Source organism: Nocardia harenae NBRC 108248 (assembly GCF_001612885.1).
Taxonomy (GTDB): Bacteria; Actinomycetota; Actinomycetes; order Mycobacteriales; family Mycobacteriaceae; genus Nocardia; species Nocardia harenae.
Window position 1 is genome coordinate 540,396 of the sequence record NZ_BDBH01000001.1, and the last position, 18,264, is coordinate 558,659.

The 18,264-nt window shown below is 71.2% G+C and carries 18 protein-coding genes; 10 read left to right on the forward strand and 8 right to left on the reverse strand.

Features of this window, described 5'->3' with window-relative positions:
- Nucleotides 1–75: 75 nt before the first annotated feature.
- Together NH2_RS02075 and NH2_RS02080 are read right to left on the reverse strand one after the other, a co-directional pair.
- On the reverse strand, nt 76–741 hold the full coding sequence (locus tag NH2_RS02075) for a DUF3239 domain-containing protein (protein WP_174552784.1): 666 nt from the start codon (nt 739–741) through the stop codon (nt 76–78).
- Nucleotides 742–781: 40 nt separating this feature from the next.
- Entirely contained in the window at nt 782–2,452 is a 1,671-nt protein-coding gene (locus NH2_RS02080; RefSeq protein ID WP_067647179.1) for a DNA repair helicase XPB, read from the reverse strand.
- 100 nt (nt 2,453–2,552) lie between these two features.
- On the opposite strand from NH2_RS02080, the gene NH2_RS02085 reads away from it, so the two are divergent.
- From NH2_RS02085 to NH2_RS02100, 4 genes are all read left to right on the forward strand, one after another.
- Nucleotides 2,553–2,852 carry a hypothetical protein gene (locus NH2_RS02085; RefSeq protein ID WP_067647182.1) on the forward strand — a complete coding sequence of 100 codons (300 nt, stop codon included), beginning with the start codon at nt 2,553–2,555 and terminating at the stop codon, nt 2,850–2,852.
- On the forward strand, nt 2,849–4,057 hold the full coding sequence (locus NH2_RS02090) for a DUF6973 domain-containing protein (RefSeq protein ID WP_067647185.1): 1,209 nt from the start codon (nt 2,849–2,851) through the stop codon (nt 4,055–4,057). Before NH2_RS02085 ends, NH2_RS02090 begins: the two co-directional genes overlap by 4 nt.
- On the forward strand, nt 4,054–4,590 hold the full coding sequence (locus NH2_RS02095) for a hypothetical protein (RefSeq protein WP_067647188.1): 537 nt from the start codon (nt 4,054–4,056) through the stop codon (nt 4,588–4,590). The genes NH2_RS02090 and NH2_RS02095 overlap by 4 nt, the downstream gene beginning before the upstream one ends.
- Nucleotides 4,591–4,653: 63 nt before the next feature.
- Nucleotides 4,654–5,298 carry a LysE family translocator gene (locus tag NH2_RS02100; RefSeq protein ID WP_067647191.1) on the forward strand — a complete coding sequence of 215 codons (645 nt, stop codon included), beginning with the start codon at nt 4,654–4,656 and terminating at the stop codon, nt 5,296–5,298.
- On the opposite strand, the gene NH2_RS02105 is transcribed toward NH2_RS02100, so the two are convergent.
- The 3 genes from NH2_RS02105 to NH2_RS02115 form a co-directional block, all read right to left on the reverse strand.
- Nucleotides 5,295–5,840, reverse strand: a complete 546-nt coding sequence (locus tag NH2_RS02105; protein WP_067647194.1) for a dihydrofolate reductase family protein — start codon at nt 5,838–5,840, stop codon at nt 5,295–5,297. The genes NH2_RS02100 and NH2_RS02105 overlap by 4 nt on opposite strands.
- A 35-nt stretch (nt 5,841–5,875) precedes the next feature.
- Complete coding sequence (locus NH2_RS02110; RefSeq protein WP_067647197.1) at nt 5,876–7,045, reverse strand: pyridoxal phosphate-dependent aminotransferase; 1,170 nt, start codon at nt 7,043–7,045, stop codon at nt 5,876–5,878.
- A gap of 76 nt (nt 7,046–7,121) precedes the next feature.
- A complete protein-coding gene (locus NH2_RS02115) occupies nt 7,122–8,018 on the reverse strand; it encodes a sigma factor (RefSeq protein WP_067647200.1) in 897 nt (298 codons plus the stop codon).
- A 91-nt stretch (nt 8,019–8,109) separates the two neighbouring features.
- On the opposite strand from NH2_RS02115, the gene NH2_RS02120 reads away from it, so the two are divergent.
- On the forward strand, nt 8,110–8,673 hold the full coding sequence (locus NH2_RS02120) for a GNAT family N-acetyltransferase (RefSeq protein WP_067647203.1): 564 nt from the start codon (nt 8,110–8,112) through the stop codon (nt 8,671–8,673).
- 48 nt (nt 8,674–8,721) lie between these two features.
- On the opposite strand, the gene NH2_RS02125 is transcribed toward NH2_RS02120, so the two are convergent.
- Nucleotides 8,722–9,813 carry a 3-deoxy-7-phosphoheptulonate synthase gene (locus tag NH2_RS02125; RefSeq protein ID WP_067647205.1) on the reverse strand — a complete coding sequence of 364 codons (1,092 nt, stop codon included), beginning with the start codon at nt 9,811–9,813 and terminating at the stop codon, nt 8,722–8,724.
- Nucleotides 9,814–9,980: 167 nt separating this feature from the next.
- Nucleotides 9,981–10,448, reverse strand: a complete 468-nt coding sequence (locus NH2_RS02130; RefSeq protein ID WP_067647207.1) for a carboxymuconolactone decarboxylase family protein — start codon at nt 10,446–10,448, stop codon at nt 9,981–9,983.
- 215 nt (nt 10,449–10,663) lie between these two features.
- On the opposite strand from NH2_RS02130, the gene NH2_RS02135 reads away from it, so the two are divergent.
- The 5 genes from NH2_RS02135 (at nt 10,664) to NH2_RS02155 (ending at nt 17,775) form a co-directional block, all read left to right on the forward strand.
- A complete protein-coding gene (locus tag NH2_RS02135; RefSeq protein WP_067647210.1) occupies nt 10,664–12,778 on the forward strand; it encodes a molybdopterin oxidoreductase family protein in 2,115 nt (704 codons plus the stop codon).
- A complete protein-coding gene (locus NH2_RS29140; RefSeq protein WP_067647213.1) occupies nt 12,775–13,128 on the forward strand; it encodes a molybdopterin oxidoreductase in 354 nt (117 codons plus the stop codon). Before NH2_RS02135 ends, NH2_RS29140 begins: the two co-directional genes overlap by 4 nt.
- Nucleotides 13,129–13,241: 113 nt before the next feature.
- Nucleotides 13,242–15,677 (forward strand): nitrite reductase large subunit NirB, encoded by a 2,436-nt coding sequence (gene nirB / locus NH2_RS02145; protein ID WP_067647677.1) that lies wholly within the window; start codon nt 13,242–13,244, stop codon nt 15,675–15,677.
- Complete coding sequence (locus tag NH2_RS02150) at nt 15,674–16,000, forward strand: Rieske (2Fe-2S) protein (protein ID WP_067647215.1); 327 nt, start codon at nt 15,674–15,676, stop codon at nt 15,998–16,000. The genes nirB and NH2_RS02150 overlap by 4 nt, the downstream gene beginning before the upstream one ends.
- 158 nt (nt 16,001–16,158) lie before the next feature.
- Nucleotides 16,159–17,775, forward strand: a complete 1,617-nt coding sequence (locus tag NH2_RS02155) for a (2,3-dihydroxybenzoyl)adenylate synthase (RefSeq protein WP_067647218.1) — start codon at nt 16,159–16,161, stop codon at nt 17,773–17,775.
- Here NH2_RS02155 and NH2_RS02160 read toward each other — a convergent pair whose 3' ends face one another.
- Nucleotides 17,776–18,255: a hypothetical protein gene (locus NH2_RS02160; protein WP_067647221.1), complete on the reverse strand. Its 480-nt coding sequence runs from the start codon at nt 18,253–18,255 to the stop codon at nt 17,776–17,778.
- Nucleotides 18,256–18,264: the final 9 nt, after the last annotated feature.

Genomic DNA, 18,264 nt, shown 5'->3' on the forward strand with positions numbered 1-18,264 from the left:
CGGTTCAGCGCGCGGGCCGACCAGGACCAGCGCCACCTGCGCGCCGCCGGGCTGCGGCGGCGGGCGATTTCCGGGTCAGGCGCCGAGCTCGTCCGGCAGCTGCTGCGGGTCGAGGAGCAGCCGCTTGAAGGTGCTGCTTCGCACCTTGGCCGCGAGGTCCAGATTGTCCGTGAGCAGCCGCCACTCGGCCTCGCCGATGGCGTCGCGGGCGCGCTCGAGCACGGCCTCGTCGCCGGTGCCCCAGGCGATCGGCATGACGCTCACGATGGACCAGCGCTGCCCCACCTGACGCGGCGCGCCGTCGGTGCGCACCGCGATGGCCGGAACCCGCTCGCCCTCGGCGGCCCGGTGCCCTGGTAGCGCCCGCACCCTACGGGTGACCAGGGCGTAGCGCGGGCCCGGCGCGTCCGGCCCGGCGACGTTCACCAGCGCCAGCAACACCAGCCCCGACTTCACCGTCGCAGAGACCACGGCGGGCACCAGCTCGCCCTCGTACAGCCGGTCCACGGTGCCGAGCCGCGCACTCCACAGCACCACCCACAGCGCGACCACGAAACCGAGCGCGAACGCCACCGCGAGCAGGTACGACCAGGGGTGGTTCAGCCACACCAGCCAGGCCGTGGCGGCACCGGCGAGCACGGCGGCGATCGCGGCGAGCAGGCGCCGCCTGCGTAGCTCGGCGACGACTTCGTTCACCGCGTGCGCGTGCCGGTGGTCAACCGCGAATTCGAAGCGTCGCACGTCTCATTCCTAGCACAGCTATCGGAGGACGTGCCTCCACTTATTGGCCCTGGTCACCGATCGCCGGGCCGAGCAGGTCGTCCGCGTCGGTGATGCGGTAGGCATACCCCTGTTCGGCCAGGAAACGCTGGCGGTGCGCGGCGTACTCGGCGTCGAGCGTGTCGCGCGCGACCACCGAGTAGAAGTGCGCCTGGCCGCCGTCCCGCTTGGGCCGCAGCAGCCTGCCGAGCCGCTGCGCCTCCTCCTGCCTGGAGCCGAAGGTGCCCGAGACCTGCACCGCCACCGAGGCTTCCGGCAGATCGATGGAGAAGTTGGCGACCTTGCTCACCACCAGCACCGGGATCTCGCCGCGCCGGAACGCGTCGAAGAGCGCCTCCCGCTCCTTGGTCTTGGTGGCGCCCTGGATGACCGGCGCGTCCAGCTCCGCGCCGAGCTCGTCCAGCTGGTCCAGGTAGGCCCCGATCACCAGGCACTGGGATTCGGCGTGCTTGGCCAGGATCGAGCGCACCACCGCGACCTTCGTGCGCGCGGTCGAGCAGAGCTTGTAGCGCTCCTCCGGCTCGGCCACCGCGTAGGCCATGCGCTCGGCGTCGGTGAGCGTCACCCGCACCTCGACGCAGTCCGCGGGCGCGATCCAGCCCTGCGCCTCGATGTCCTTCCACGGCGCGTCGTAGCGCTTCGGGCCGATCAGCGAGAAGACGTCGCCCTCGCGGCCGTCCTCGCGCACCAAGGTCGCGGTCAGCCCGAGCCTGCGCCGGGACTGCAGGTCGGCGGTCATCCGGAAGACCGGCGCGGGCAGCAGGTGCACCTCGTCGTAGATCACCAGCCCCCAGTCCCTGCTGTCGAAGAGTTCCAGGTGCCGGTACTCGCCCCTGCTGCGCCGGGTGATCACCTGGTACGTCGCGATGGTGACCGGGCGGATCTCCTTGCGCTCCCCCGAGTACTCGCCGATCTCGTCCTCGGTGAGGCTGGTGCGCGCCAGCAGCTCGCGGCGCCACTGCCTGCCCGCCACGGTATTGGTGACCAGGATCAGCGTCGTCGCCTTCGCCCGCGCCATGGCCGCCGCGCCCACCATGGTCTTGCCCGCGCCGCAGGGCAGCACCACCACGCCGGAGCCGCCCGCCCAGAACGAGTCGGCCGCCATCTCCTGGTAGTCGCGCAGGTGCCAGGAGTTGGTGGCGGTGTCCAGCTCGATCGGGTGCGCCTCGCCGTCCACGTACCCGGCCAGGTCCTCCGCGGGCCAGCCGATCTTCAGCAGCATCTGCTTGATCCGCCCGCGCTCGGACGGGTGCACCTGCACGGTGTCGTCATCGATCCTGGTGCCGAGCATCGGCGCCAGCTTCTTGTGCCGCAGCACCTCCTCCAGCACCGCGCGATCCCTGCTCAGCAGGGTCAGCCCGTGCGCCGGGTGCTTCACCAGCTGCAACCGCCCGTACCTGGCCATGGTGTCGACGATGTCCACCAGCAGCGGCTGCGGCACCGCGTACCGGGAGAACCGCACCAGCGCGTCCACCACCTGCTCGGCATCGTGCCCCGCCGCCCGCGCGTTCCACAGCGCCAGCGGGGTGATGCGGTAGGTGTGCACGTGCTCCGGCGCGCGCTCCAGCTCCGCGAACGGCGCGATCGCCATCCGCGCGGCGTCGGCCGACTCGTGGTCGACCTCGAGCAGCAGCGTCTTGTCGCTCTGCACAATCAGCGGACCGTCGGTCACAGCCCCTCCTTGCCCATTGGTTGCCCCCATTGTCCCAGCAACTCCGCGGTGCGCTTCGTGGCGGTATCGTCACAGCGGCAGATGCCCGAGGGGGGAAATCATGGGTGATCCCGATCTGAAGGTCGAGGAGACGCGCGCGCTCATCGCCAAGGTCAGGCAGCACGCGGATGCGACCGCGACGGTGATCCCGCTGGCGCGCGGGCTGGTCGCGGTCGAGACCATGCGGGAGTCACAGATCGCCGACGTCACCGATCAGCTCGCGCCCGCGTTGGACGAGGTGGTGAACTACCACGTCACGCGGCTCCGTGACTTCGCTGATCGGACCGAGCAGGCGGTCGCGGCCTTCGTCCGGCAGGAGGACGCGTCGGCGGCCGAGTTGCGGCAGGCGCGGCCGCGATGAGTGGTGGCAGTTACACGACGCCGATCACGGTTCCGCTGGTCCTGTCCTGGAATCCGAGCACGACCATCGCCATGGCGCGAGCCTTCGCGGACGCGGCGGACAAGCTCGACGAGGAGACGCAGCAATCGGCGTCGGCGGTCGACTCCTCGTACGACTACTTCAAGGGCGACACGGCCGAGGCCGTACGCACCCGCTCCGCGCAGGATCGTGACCACGCCCGGCGCACCGCGCAGGTCTTCACCGAGATCCAGCAGCAGATATTCACTCAGCTGGCGGAGATGTCCGGGTTCATCGAGACGCTGCGCACGGTGAAGGCGGAGGCGGAGGCGTCGAACTTCGACTTCTTCGTCTGGGACGACGGCGCAGTCGACTCCCGTATGTCGAATACCGAGGTCCTCCTGAAGTTCGGCGCGACCGGGCTGGCCGAAAAGGAGGCCTACGAACTGTTCCTGACCGGCCGAATCAGAACTGCGCTCACCGCGATCCAGCAGATCGACCTGGAGGGCGCCGAGAAGATCAAGCGGGAGCTGGAGAATCTGCCGGCGGAGGTCAGCTCCGGGGTGACCCGGATGCCGAGCGACCCGGAGCTCGCGGACATTCTGCGGCGATTCCAGACCGCCCCTTCGGACGGTCCGGCGACGCTCTGGCCCTCCGGCGTAATGCTGGAGCGAATTCGCGCCCTCAACCCGGATTTCCAACCCATCTTGATGACACCCGACGAGATCGCGCTGCTCTCCTCCCGCCTCGGCGCCTCCGGCCCGCTCGCGGTTCGCGATATCTCCGACTTCTTCGAGATCAAAGCCGAGGCCGAGTCGACGGCCCGGGAGGTGCTCCCCGAGCACGGACAGTCCGATGGTCACGGCGACGCTTTCCGGCACATGTACTGGAACGCCCTGATGACCCAGCGCTACGGCGAGGACTGGACCCAGCGCTATGCCACCGCGCACGAAGAACTCGGTGCCGCGGCACCCACCCGCGAGGCCATGGATCTCTACAACAATTCGATCGGGAGGCAGATCGCGCTCGACAACCCCGACGCGACGCCCGACCAGCTCCAGGGTTTGATCACGGATCGGATCCGAGCAGGCGACGCCATCGTGCTCGACGACACCGGCCAGATCGAGTGGAGCGACAGGGTCGCGCTCGACCGGACCGGCGCCGCTCCCCGGCTCGATATCCCCCTTCCCGAAGGAAGCAACGGATGAACCCGCGACTCCCGCTCCTGCTCGTCGCCGTCATCGCGACGGCGGCGGCAACGTCCTGTTCCAGCCCGCCCGCCGCCAACGAAGCCAGCTGCGACACAGGCACCTTCGACCTCCGAGCGACAGGAAGCTCGCTGGGCGACAACGCCGCACTGCGCAGGGCCGTCGAGACGACGGCGAAGGCGCCCGGCACGCACTCGCTGCGCGAGCTGACCACAACGGCGGGCTGGGCCGCGGGCGGCTGGGATCGCATGGCCGTCGTGACCTCGGCCACCGCGCTGCCCGCGATGAACCAGGCCATCGGGCTCCCGGCGGAGTACTGCTGGCAGGGGCTGCGCCCGGTCGGTTCGGATACCGGCGTCGACACCTACTACGTGTTCCTGCGCGGCACCGAGCCCCGGCAGGCGGTATCCCCCACGCCGAGCGCGGAGCTGTTCCGCGGCCTGGACGGCGGCGCCGTGGTCGACGCCGAAGCCCGATTCGCCGGGGAGCAGAACCCCGACAACCCGACCAAGGTCTTTCTGCGCCCGGCCTGAGACCCGTCCAGCGGTCGCCCACTGGCCCGCGACAACACCGTGCGCCCGCGCCACGATCGAGACATGGTGACGACGACGGCGGCGGCCGGGGTGGCGCTGGCGGCACTCGGTATGGTGCTCACCCCCGGCCCGAACATGATGTACCTGGTGTCCAGGACGGTGGCGCAGGGGCGGGTGGCCGGGCTGATCTCGCTGGGCGGGGTGGCGGCCGGGTTCGGGGTGTACCTGGCGGCGGCGACGGCGGGGATCACGGCGGTGTTCGCGGTGGTCCCGGGGCTGTACCTGGGGATCAAGGTGGCGGGGGCGCTGTACCTGCTGTGGCTGGCGTGGCAGGCGGTGCGGCCGGGCGGGGCCTCGGTGTTCGCGCCGAGCGCGCTGCCCGCCGACCCGGCGCGCCGCCTCTTCACCATGGGGCTGCTGACCAACCTGCTGAACCCCAAGATCGCCATCATGTACATGGCGCTGATCCCGCAGTTCGTGGAGCCCGGCGCGGGGCGGGTGTGGGCGCAGAGCCTGACACTCGGCGCGGTGCAGATCGGGGTGGCGCTCACGGTGAACGGGCTGATCGTGCTGGGCGCGGGCGGGATCGCCGCGTTCCTGGCCGGACGGCCGCTCTGGCTGCGCGCACAGCGCTGGGTCATGGGAACGATGCTCGGCGCGATCGCGGTGCTGCTCGCCACCGACCGCGCCAAACCCGTCCCCGCCTAGCCCACGCGGTAGGTGAGCACGGCGAACTGCTCGATCTGCCGCACCCCGGTGAGCGTGAGCCGGTCGCTGAGCAGCCGCCGCGGCAGCAGCGGCGCGCCCCCGCCGAGCGTGACCGGCGCGACCGCAGCCACCACCTCGTCCAGCAGCCCGGCATCGGCGAACTGCCCGGCGAGGTCGCCGCCGCCGATCACCCAGATATCCCGCCCTCCGGCGGCCGCCACCATCTCGGCGTGCACGGCGCGCACGTCATCGGCGACGAAGTGCAGGGTCGCGCCGGGGAGCCCCGGCAGGTCGCGGTGCGTGAAGATCCAGCACGGCCGCTTGCCGTAGACCTGCTCCCACTGCCCCGGCTCGTCGTGCGCGAGCATCCACTCGTAGGTGGTTGCCCCCATGCACATGGCACCGGTCTTCCCGATCAGCTCGGCGGTGTCCGCCTCCGCGGTGCTCGCGCCGGGGACCGCGAAGAGCCACTCCAGGCTGTTCTCCGGGTCGGCGATATAGCCGTCGAGGCTGGTGGCGGTGTAGAACCTGGTCGTCGTCATGCGACGAGCCTCCCGCAGAACCCTGACAGGGAGCGTCAGCGTTTCCCGACGCCCGCGCGCAGCCGCCGGACCCCCTCGTCCAGCGTCTCGTCCCGTTTGCAGAAGGTGAACCGGACGAGGTGGTTCCAGGTTGCGGTGTCGTCGGCGAAGACGCTTACCGGCACCGCGGCGACGCCGAGCTTCGCGGGCAGCTCGCGGCAGAAGGCGAGGCCGTCCGCGGTGCCGAACGGGGTGACGTCGGCGCAGACGAAATACCCTCCGGCACTCCGCTTCACGGCGAACCCGGTGTCGGCGAGCGCCGCGGCGAGCCGGGTCCTGCGAGCCGCCAACGTGGCGTTCAGCTCGACCGCCCAGCCGCGCTCGTGCTCCAGCGCGTGCGCCACCGCGGGCTGGAACGGGCCGCCGCCGACGAAGGTGAGGAACTGCTTGGCCGCGAGCACGCCGTCGATGAGCCGCCGCGGGCCGAGCGCCCAGCCGATCTTCCAGCCGGTGACGCTGAAGGTCTTGGCCGCGCTGGAGACCACGACGGTGCGCTCGGCCATGCCGGGTAGCGAGGCCACGCTGACGTGCTCGCCCCCGTCGTACACCAGGTGCTCGTACACCTCGTCGGCGAGGACGAGCAGGTCGTGCTCGCGGGCGAGCTCGGCGATCACCGCGAGGTCGGCGCGGCTGAGCACCGCGCCGGTGGGGTTGTGCGGCGAGTTCACCACCAGCATCCGGGTGGCCGGGGTGACCGCCCGGCGCAGACTGTCCAGGTCGAGCGCGAAGCCGTCACCGTCGGGAATCAGCCTGGCGGTGCGGCGATGCGCCCCCGCCAGCGCGACCGCGGCGGCGTAGGAGTCGTAGTACGGCTCGATGAGCACCACCTCGCTGCCCGGCTCGACCAGCCCGAGCAGCGCCGCGGCGATCGCCTCGGTGGCGCCGACGGTCACCAGGATCTCGGTCTCCGGGTCGTACTCGGCGCCGGTGCGGCTCGCCCGCTCGGCGGCGATCGCCCGGCGCAGCGCGGGCACCCCGCGGCCGGGCGGGTACTGGTTGAACCCGCCCGCGATCGCCTCCCGCGCCACCGCGAGCATGCCCGCCGGGCCGTCGCTGTCCGGGAAGCCCTGCCCCAGGTTGACCGCGTCGTGCCGGACGGCCAGCTCGGTCATCTCGGCGAAGATCGTGGCCGCGAACGGGCGGAGGCGGGCGACGGTGGCGGTCATGCCGGAAGCCTATCCCTGCTCTTTTCGTTGCGGCATGATAGCGAATATCGATAATTCACATTGCGCCCCGGCCGGGTCAGCTCCAGCCGGAGTTCGGCGCGGCGAGGTCGAAGACGCGCCAGACCGCGTCGTCGCGCACCACGAAGGCCAGCACTCGATTCCGCCGCGGGCCGCGCAGCAGGAGTCCCAGTTCGCCGTTGACCGAGGCGAATTCGTACCCGTCGGCCGGGTCGGCGTCCGGGCAGCCGATGCCGTTCTCCGCGGCGAGCGCGAGCAGGCGGGTGGCGACCCGCTCGGCCCCCTCGGTAACCACCGGGCCGTCCGGGGTCGCCATGAGAGCCTGCGCGTTCGCGTGCAGATTGTCCGCTACTTCTCCTGTGCCACAGGCGGATTCGCCACCTTCGCAGACCACCGCCCGCGCCCGGGCGCGCAGCGCGGTGAGCAGGCGGCGGACCGCGGCCTCGTGCGCGGGTTCGGCGGTGGGGCCGGGCAGCGCAGCGGCCGCGGCCCTGCCGATGGCGGCGGCCTGTGCCGCGGCGGCGGTGTCCAGGTCGAGCCAGGTCGCGAGCTCGTCGGCGGGGAGCTCGGGCAGGACCGCGGCGAGGCGCTGCGCGGGGGTCAGCGCGGCCAGGGCGACCAGGGTGGCGAGGCGATTCGCCCGGTTCCTGGCAATGTCCACCCACTCGCCGCCGCCATTCGGGACCAACGGGGTGACCAGGGGGTCGGGGAGCCGCTCGGTCGCGGGGGCGCCGCGCCCGGCGGTGACGAGGTGGTCGGCGCAGATGCGGGCGACGGTGGCGGTGAGCCACGCGCCGAAGTCGTCGATCTCGGATTGGTGCACGCCATTGAGGCGGAGCAGGCACTCCTGGAGCGCGTCCTCGGCGGCGCGGGTGCTGCCGGTGAGCCGGTAGCCGAGGCCGAGCAGGCGGGGGCGGTGCGACTCGAAGAGTTCGGCGAGGTAGGCGGCGACCATCGCGCACGATTCTACGGAGCGCGGGTTCCCGGCCCGCTGACAGGTCCGAAAAGGGGATGATCCGGTGTCTCCGGCCGTGTCACCATGCGGCATGGACGAACGCATCCTCTCCGACGGGGCCGTTGTGCTCACCCGGCCGCGGGCCGGGGATATCGACGCCATCGTCACGCACTGCCAGGATCCCGCGATTGCCGAGTGGGTGACGATTCCGGTCCCCTACGGGCGGGCCGATGCGGAGTTCTACCTCGCCGAGATGGTCGCCGGCGGGTGGGCCGGGGGCTCGCCGGTCTGGGCGGTCCGGCGGTCCGGCGACGGGCCGCTGATCGGGAGTATCGGGTTGCACGACAGGGGTTTCGGGGGCGCCGAGATCGGGTTCTGGCTGGCTGCCGGGGAGCGCGGGGGCGGGCTCATGTCGCGGGCCGTGGGGTTGGTGTGCGCGTTCGGGTTCGCCGAGTTCGAGCTGACGCGGATCGGATGGCTGGCGTACGTCGGGAACCGAGCCTCGGCCGCGGTGGTGCGGCGGAACGGGTTTCGCTTCGAGGGGACGCAGCGGTTGGGGGCGGTGCAGCGGGGAGTCCGGCGGGATTGCTGGCTGGGCGGGCGCCTGGCCACCGACCCGCCCGGCCCCGCGGACGGCTGGCCGTCCGACACCTGACCTCCCCGGGTCCGAGCCGGGGTGCGACCGCACCCCGGCATCCGAACCTCAGCGCCCGCGTCGCGCGGCGACCGCGGCCGCGAGCCGGTCGAGCTGCGCGGCGGTGGTCTCCCAGTCGAGGCAGGCATCGGTGATGGACTGCCCGTAGGTCAGCTCGTCCGCGCGCCCGAGCGCGAGATCCTGCCGCCCGGCGACCAGGAAGCTCTCCAGCATCATCCCGACCACGCCGGGCTCACCGGCGGCCAGCCGCTCGGCGATGTCGGAGACCACGTCGACCTGCCGATTGTGGTCCTTGTTGCTGTTGCCGTGGCTGGCATCGACCACGACGCGCTGCGGCAGCCCCGCCTTCTCCAGCCGGATGCAGGCCTCGGCGACGGAGGCCGCGTCGTAGTTCGTCCCATTGCTCCCGCCGCGCAGGATGACGTGGCAGTCCGGGTTCCCGATGGTCCGGATGAGCGCCGAGCGCCCGTCCAGATCGGTGCCGGGGAAGACGTGGCTGGCCCCCGCGGCCCTGACCCCGTCCACCGCGACCTGCACATCCCCGTCGGTCCCGTTCTTGATCCCGACCGGCATCGACAGCGCACTGCTCAGCTGCCGGTGCACCTGGCTGGCCGCGGTACGCGCCCCGATGGCGCCGTAGGAGACCAGGTCCGCGATGTACTGCGGGGTGATCGGGTCGAGGAACTCGCACGCCACCGGCAGCCCGAGCGCGGTGATGTCGACCAGCACCTTGCGGCCGATGCCGAGCCCGGTGTTGACGTCGAACGACCCGTCCAGGTGCGGATCGTTGATCAGCCCCTTCCAGCCCAGCGTGGTGCGCGGCTTCTCGAAGTAGACGCGCATGACCACGTGCAGCCGGTCGTCCAGCTCGGCGGCCTTGGCGGCCAATTTGCGGGCGTACTCCAGCGCGGCGACCGGGTCGTGCACCGAGCACGGCCCGACGATCACCATGAGGCGGTCGTCGGTGCCGTTCAGCACGTCGACGGTGGCCCTGCGGCCGCGGCGGACGGTGTCGGCGAGCCCGTCGGTGATCCGGTGCACGCGGCGCACCTCGGCGGGCGAGCGCAGCGGGCTGACCGCGAGGGTGCGCTGGTCGTCCAGGTCGGCGTGTTGGGGATCGACGTGGGCGGCGGTTGTCATTCGTGGGTTCCTTTCTCAGGCCGGCCCACGAAGCGAAACCCCGTCGAGCCGGTCGGTACCGGCTCCGGGTGGTGAATCAGCGCGCGCGGTCCACGCACGCCGGCCCACCCGGGGCCGGCCTGCTAAACCAGTAATCGCGCTGCATGGAACAAACTGTAACAGCTCGGTCATCCGAACTGGCCCGCCACGTAGCCCCCGGCCGGGGTGCCGGCGATCACATTGACCCTGTTCCAGGCATTGATGGTGGCGATGCAGGCGATCAGCGCGGCGGTCTGATCGTCGTCGTAGTGCTTGCGCACCTGCTGCCAGGTGTCGTCGCTCACACCGCCGCCGTCGGCGATCCGGGTGGCCTCCTCGGTGAGCGCGAGCGCGGCCCGCTCCGGCTCGGTGAAGAGCGTCGCCTCCTTCCAGGCGGCGACCAGGTTCAGCCGCACCGGATCCTCGCCCGCGGCGATGGCGTCCTTGAAGTGCATGTCGGTGCACATACCGCAGCCGTTGATCTGGCTGGCCCGCAGCTTCACCAGCTCCTGGGTGGCGGCGGGCAGCGCGTTCTCGTAGGCCCGCGAGGCGGTGGTGAGGCGCTTCACGAAGCTGCCGGCGACGGCGTTGCCGAAGAGGTCGATCCGAGCGGTCATGGCGGTTCCTTCCCGATGGCCCGCCGTTCGCCGGCGGGCTGTACCGGGAAGACGGGACCACCGCGCGGAGTGTGACATCGGAGTACGTGGCCGCGAATTGTCACCGCAACATCGAGGAAATACCTGCTGGCTAGCGTGGTGAGACCGCGCCCCCGCACCGTCGCCGGAACCGCGGAGCGCGTTCGCGCGTGCCGCCGGCTGCCGAGGGTGAAGATATGACGCAATCGTCCACAACCCGGACCCACTGCCCGTACTGCTCGCTGCAGTGCGGAATGGTCCTGCGGCAGCGCGAGGGGAAGTTCGAGGTCGAACCCCGCTCCGACTTCCCGTCGAACCGCGGTGGGCTCTGCGCCAAGGGCTGGACCGCCGCGGAGCTGCTGTCGCACCCCGATCGATTGACCACGCCCCTGGTCCGGGACCGCCGGGATCTGCCGCTGCGGCCCGGCACCTGGGACGAGGCGCTGAGCAGAATGGTCAGCGCGTTCGGCGCGGCGCAGGGGCGGCACGGCCGCGACGCCGTCGGCTGCTTCGGCGGCGGTGGGCTCACCAACGAGAAGGCTTACCAGCTGGGCAAATTCGCGCGCGTCGCGCTGGGCAGTTCGGCGATCGACTACAACGGACGCTTCTGCATGTCGTCCGCGGCGGTCGCCGGGAACCGGGCCTTCGGAATCGACCGGGGTATGCCGTTTCCCCTGGCCGACATCGCCGAGACCGATGCGATCCTGCTGGTCGGCAGCAACCCCGGCGACACCCTGCCCCCGGCCATGCAGTTCTTCGACGCCGCCGCCGAGCGCGGCGCGCGGCGCGTGGTGATCGATCCGCGCCGGACGGCCACCGCCGCCAAGGCGGATCTGCACCTGCAGCCGGTCCCAGGGACCGATCTGGCGCTGGCGAACGGGATGCTGCACGTGGCAGTCCGGCACGGCCTCATCGACGAGGCGTACATCGCCGCGCGGACTACCGGCTTCGACGCGGTCCGGCGGGCGGTCCGGCTGTACTGGCCGGACCGGGTGGAGCGGATCACCGGCGTCCCGGAGAGCGCCGTCGTGGAGGCGGCGCACCTACTCGGCACCGCGCGGCGCGCGATGATCTTGACCGCGCGCGGCGCGGAGCAGCATCGGACCGGTACCGACACGGTGTCGGCGTTCATCAATCTGGCGCTGGCGCTCGGCTTGCCCGGCCGGCCGTACTCGGGGTTCGCGACGGTGACCGGGCAGGGCAACGGCCAGGGCGGACGTGAGCACGGCCTCAAGGCCGACCAGCTCCCCGGCTACCGCCGCCTCGACGACCCGGTCGCGCGCGCGCACGTGGCCGCGGTGTGGGACGTCGACCCCGGCGAGCTGCCGCTGCCCGGCGTCTCCGCGTACGAGATGCTGGATCGGATCGCCACCCCCGGCGGCGTGCGGGCGATGTGGGTACTCGGCTCGAACGTGGCGGTCTCCGCGCCGAACGCGGGCCACGTCGCCGCGCAGCTGCGGCGGCTGGATTTCCTGGTGGTCTCCGACATCTTCCGCTCCGAGACCGCGGAGCTGGCCGACGTGGTGCTGCCCGCCGCGCAGTGGGCCGAGGAAACCGGAACGATGACCAACCTGGAGGGGCGGGTCGTGCTGCGCAGCGCCGCGACCGCACCGCCGCCGGGCGTGCGGACCGATCTCCAGGCGATCAGCGACGTCGCGCTCCGGCTCGGCAAGCCCGGATTCTCCGACGATCCGGAGGTGGTCTTCGCCGAGCTGGGGCGGGCGAGCAAAGGCGGCAAGGCCGACTACTCGGGAATCGGCTACGCCCGGATCCGCGCCGGGGACGGCGTGTTCTGGCCCTGCCCGTCGAGCCGGCATCCGGGTACTCCCCGGATGTTCACCGAGGATTTCCCGACCCCGGACCGCCGGGCGCGATTCCACGTCACCGAACAGGGCGACGCGGCCGAGCCGCCGGACACCCGATACCCGTACTACCTGACGACCGGCAGGTTGCTGCGGCAGTACCAGTCCGGCACCCAGACCCGCCGGGTCGGCGCCCTCGCGGCGGCCGAGCCCGCACCGCACGTGGAGTTGCACGAGCAGCTCGCCCGCCGGATCGGCGTCGCCGACGGCGATCAGGTGCTGCTCCGAACCCGCCGCGGCGAAGCGGTGATGGCCGCCAGGATCGACCCGGCGATCCGCCCCGACACGGTGTTCGTGCCGTTCCACTGGGGTGGCCGGGGCTGCGCCAATTTGCTCACCAATCCCGTGCTCGACCCGCACTCGCGCATGCCGGAGTTCAAGGTGTGCGCCGTCGCCGTCGAGCGCGCACAGCCGTCCTCGCCGATTCCCGAGAAGGAGCAGAGCCGATGACCGATGGCAGCACCCCCCGTTTCCTGCAAGGCGTCTGCGCCTTCACGGGGAAGGGACTCGAACAACCCGTCCCCCTCGACGCCGCGCTGCGCTACACCGTGCCCGCGGGCGCGACAACCCAGCCGGTGTACTTCCGCGGCGGCAATTCCAGCGACGAGATGGTCGCGGTGGTCCTCATGCGCGACGGCGCCGCGATGCGCTACTTCCCGATCGGCGCGAAGGACGCCGTCCACGTGGCGCTGCGGGTGGTGGAGGATCTGCTCGGCGATACCGTGCTCGAGCTCTTCCTCGCCGCGCCCGAGGGATGCACCGGCACAGTCGTGGTCGACCTCGGCCTGGTCGAAGTCTGACCGGCCGGGACGAGGAGGAGCAGACGATGACAGTCCTCGAGCACGACACCGCCCCCGCCCGCAACGGCGCCGCCGCGACCACCAAGGCCAGGCTCGTCGTGGTCGGCAACGGTATGGCGGGCGCCCGCGCGGTCGAAGAAATCCTGGCCCGCGACGGCGCGAATCTCTTCGACATCACGATTTTCGGGGCCGAACCCTACGGCAACTACAACCGGATCCTGCTGTCGAACGTGCTGGCCGGGAGCGACAGCACCGACGAGATCTACCTGAACCCCCTCGACTGGTACGACGCCAACGGAATCGACCTGCGCGCGGGGGTCCGGGTGGTCCGGATCGATACCTTCGCCCGGCTGGTGTGGGCCGATGACGGCACCCGCATCCGGTACGACAAACTCGTCCTCGCCACCGGGAGCCGGTCGTTCTTCCCGCCGATGGAGGGGCTGTGGGCGAACGACAGCACGCTGACCGACGGCGTATTCGGGTTCCGCACCATCGAGGACTGCGCGGCGATGATCGCCGCCGCGGGCGAGCGCACACGCGCGGTCGTCGTCGGCGGCGGGCTGCTCGGCCTGGAGGCGGCCCGCGGCCTGCAGAGCCGTGGACTCGCCGTCGACGTGGTGCACTCCCGGCCGACGCTGATGGACGCGCAGCTGGACAGCACCGCGGGAAAGATCCTGCGGCGGTCCCTGGAGCGGATCGGCATCGGGGTGCACGTCGAGAAGACCACGGTCCGCGTGCGCACCGGCGACGACGGGCGGCTGTGCGGCGTCGAGTTCGCGGACGGCGGCACGCTCGACTGCGACATGCTGGTGATCTCCGCAGGCATCCGCCCGAATGTCGATCTCGCCCGCCGGGCCGGGCTGACCACCGAGCGCGCGATCGTCGTCGACGACCAGATGCGCAGCGTGGACGACGACAACGTCTACGTCGTCGGCGAGTGCGCGCAGCACCGCGGCCAGGTGTACGGGCTGGTGGCGCCGCTGTGGGAGCAGGCGACGGTGCTCGCCACCCACCTCACCGGGAACGGCGAGCAGACCGCCTACCACGGATCGCGCGTCGCGACGAAGCTCAAGGTCGCGGGCGTCGACGTCGCGGCGATGGGGCTCAAGGCCCCGCAACACGACGACGACGAATTCGTGCAGTACTCCGAGCCGAGGCACGGGGTCTACAAGACGGTGATCATCCGGGACGGCAAGCTGGTCGGCGCCACCCTGCTCGGCGATGTCAGCAAGGTGTCGTTCCTCATGCAGGCCTTCGATCGGGGGCTGCCGCTGCCCGAGGAGCGGGTGTCGCTGATGTTCGACCTCGGCACCCCCGATGTCGAGGTCGGCGCCGCCGAACTCGCGGACGACGCGCAGGTCTGCAATTGCAACGGGGTGAGCAAGGGCACCCTGGTCGGCTGCGTGGCGGACGGGGTGAAGACCGTCGCCGGAGTCATGAACGCGACCAGGGCGGGCAAGGGCTGCGGCTCGTGCAAGCAACTGGTGACCCAGATCGTCGAATGGGCCGCCGACGGCGCGGTCGAGGAGGACCCCGCGACCTCGTGGTACGTGCCCGGCGTCCCCTACGGCAAACCCGAACTGATGCGCAAGATCAAGGAGCTGCGGCTGCACTCGGTGTCCTCGGTGTTCGCCGCGCTCGCCCCGGATGGCAGGGAGGACGCAGGCTCGAAGATGGCGCTGGCCTCGCTGTTGAACATGATGTGGGGCACCGAATTCGTCGACGAGCGCGACGCCCGCTTCATCAACGATCGCGTCCACGCCAATATCCAACGCGACGGCACCTTCTCGGTCGTCCCGCAGATGAAGGGCGGTGTGACCGATTCCGGGCAGCTCCGGCGGATCGCCGACGTGGCCGACAAGTACGCGATCCCGCTGATCAAGCTCACCGGCGGGCAACGGATCGACCTGCTCGGCGTGCGGAAGGAGGATCTCCCCGCGGTCTGGGCCGACCTCGACATGCCATCGGGCTACGCCTACGGCAAGAGCTTCCGAACGGTGAAAACCTGTGTCGGTACCGACTTCTGCCGCTACGGCCTCGGCGACTCCACCGCGCTCGGGATCGCGATCGAGGAGCGCTACCAGGGGTTGGCCGCGCCGGCGAAGATGAAACTGGCCGTCACCGGGTGCCCGCGCAACTGCGCGGAGGCGCTCTGCAAGGATCTCGGCGTCGTCGCGATCGGCGATGGCCGGTGGGAGATCTACGTCGGCGGCGCGGCCGGTGCCCACGTGCGCAAGGGCGACCTGCTCGCCACCGTCGGCTCCGCGGCCGAGGTGATGACCGTGACCGGCCGGTTCCTGCAGTACTACCGCGAGAACGCCGGCTGGCTGGAGCGCACCTACGCGTGGGTCCCCCGGATCGGCATCGATCGGATTCGCGCCGTGGTGCTCGAGGACGCCGATGGCATCGTCGAGCAACTCGACGCGAATATGCAGAAATCCGTCGACGCCTATCGGGATCCGTGGCAAGACGGCCGGAGCCCGGCCACACCGGGGCAGTTCCGCCCCTCGCTGCCGCTGGTCGAGCTGCCGCAGGTGCCGATCCGATGACCGAGTTCACCGTGGGCAGGATCGACGATATCCCGATCGGCGAGGGCCGCGCGTTCGCGGTCGACGGCACGCAGGTCGCGGTGTTCCGGCCGCGCGACGGAAGCCTGCGGGCGCTCGCCGCGGTGTGCCCGCACCGCGGCGGGCCGCTGGCGGACGGGCTCATCGACGACGGCGTCGTCGTGTGCCCGCTGCACGGCTACACCTACGACCTCTGTACCGGCACCGAGAGCACCGGCAGCGACCTGGCGGTACCGGTGTATCAGGCGGTCGCCGACCCCGACGGCACGTTGCGCGTCAGGATCGGCGGTCCCGGTACGGAGTAATCGGTACGTTGGCACCGGCGACGACGCAGGTCTGCCCGGTCTGGTCGGCGATCCGCGTGCCAACGTCCCACGCCGCGAGTCCACGGTTCGGCCCAGTCGTCGATCCGGGCTGAGATAGGGTTGCCTAACCTATACCCGCTCGTCAGCTGTGAGGAATCGTGACTTCGACATCCACGTCCGCCCATCGTGACGGTTACGTCCCCTTCCCGGCTCCGGCCGCGGCCGAGTACCGGGCGGCTGGGTACTGGGCCGGGCGCGCCCTCGGCGACCTGCTCACCGACGCCGCCCGCCGAACCCCCGCCGCCCCGGCCGTGCTGACCGAGTCCGGCCCGTGGAGCTACGCCGAGCTGGACGCCGCGGCCGAGCGGATGGCGCACGGCCTGCTCGCGCTCGGCATCGCCCCCGGCGACCGCGTGGTGGTGCAGCTGCCGAACGTCCCCGAGTTCGCGACGGTGCTCTTCGGGCTGCTGCGCGCGGGCATCATCCCGGTGCTCACGCTGCCCGCGCATCGGCGCGCCGAGATCGAGCATCTGGCGAACCTCGCCGGCGCGGTGGCGTACGTGATCGCCGACGAGGTGGGCGATTTCGACTACCGCGCGCTCGCCGCCGAGCTGCGGCCCGCCGTGCCGAGCCTGCGGCACGTGCTGGTCCTCGGCTCTCCCGGCGAGTTCACGCCGCTGACCGAGATCCCGCGCGAGCCCGCGGGTGAGCTGCCCGCGATCGACCCCGCGGACATCGCGCTCATGCTGGTCTCCGGCGGCACCACCGGCCTGCCGAAGCTGATCGCCCGCACGCACGACGACTACGCCTACAACGCCGCCGCCGGCGCCGAGATCACCCGGCTCACCGCCGCGGATGTGTATCTGGCGACGCTGCCCGCCGCGCACAACTTCCCGCTCGCCTGCCCCGGCATCCTCGGCGCGGTCACCGTCGGCGCCGCCTTCACCTTCGTCACCGACCCCAGCCCCGAGAGCGCCTTCGCCGTGATCGAGAAGCACCGGGTGACGGTGACCGCGCTGGTCCCGCCGCTGGCCCAGCTCTGGACCGCCGCCGTGGAGTGGGAGGAGGCCGACCTGAGTTCGCTGCGGCTGCTCCAGGTCGGCGGGGCCCGGCTCGCCGACGTGAACGCGCGCGAGGTCACCCCCGCGCTCGGCTGCACCCTGCAGCAGGTCTTCGGCATGGCCGAGGGGCTGATCAACTACACCCGGCTGGACGACTCCACCGAGTTGATCTGCACCACCCAGGGCAGGCCCATGTCCCCCGCCGACGAGCTGCGCGTGGTGGACGAGAACGGTGCCGATGTCGAGCCGGGGGCCGAGGGCGAGCTGCTCACCCGCGGGCCGTACACCATCAATGGCTACTACCGCGCGCCCGAGCACAATGCCCGCGCATTCACGCCCGACGGCTTCTACCGCAGCGGGGATCTGGTGCGGCGGTTGCCGAGCGGGCATCTGATCGTCTCCGGGCGGATCAAGGATGTGATCAATCGCGGCGGTGAGAATGTCTCCTGCGACGAACTCGAGGAGCATCTGCTGGCCTACCCCGGGGTTCGGCACGCGGCCGCCGTCGGGCTGCCGGATGCGGTGCTCGGGGAGAAGGTGTGCGCCGTTCTGGTCGTTACGGGCTCTATGCCAACTTTGACCGAGGTCAAGAGCTTTCTCACCGAGCGGGGGCTCGCTACCTACAAGTTGCCGGATGTGCTCCGGCAGGCGGACAGGTTGCCGGTTACGGCGGTGGGGAAGATCGACAAGAAGGTGCTTCGCGAGCAGGGTTGATCACGCGCGGTCTGCACCGGCGGGCCACACCACGTCGACCGGGACTCCACGCTCGCGAGCGAGCGCGACGACCGATCCGGTGCCGCCCGCCTGCCCGGTGTCCCCGTCCCAGACCGCGACGAGCCGGTCCACGGTGCCGAGCACGGCTTCGTTCGCGGCTTCGTACGCTTCGCGGCCCGCATCCTCGAAGTCCATCACCCGGATGGCGGTGGCCCGCGTGGTGAGGTCGTCGAACTCGGCGGCGTGGTCAGGCTTCACCTTCGCGGATCGGTAGTTCCGTGACGGCAGAACGACTTCCAACCGCGCGCCGGAGTCGAGCACGGCGCGGGCGAAGACGCTGTCGGCTCCGCGTGCGATACAGCTGACGCCGACCAGCTCACCGGGCTCGTGCTCGGCGAGCAGGGTGCGCACGGCGGTGTAGACCGCGGTAGCGGTGACGTCGGTGATGTTCATGTGGCCGGTCACGCCGATCCGCACCATGGTCTCCCC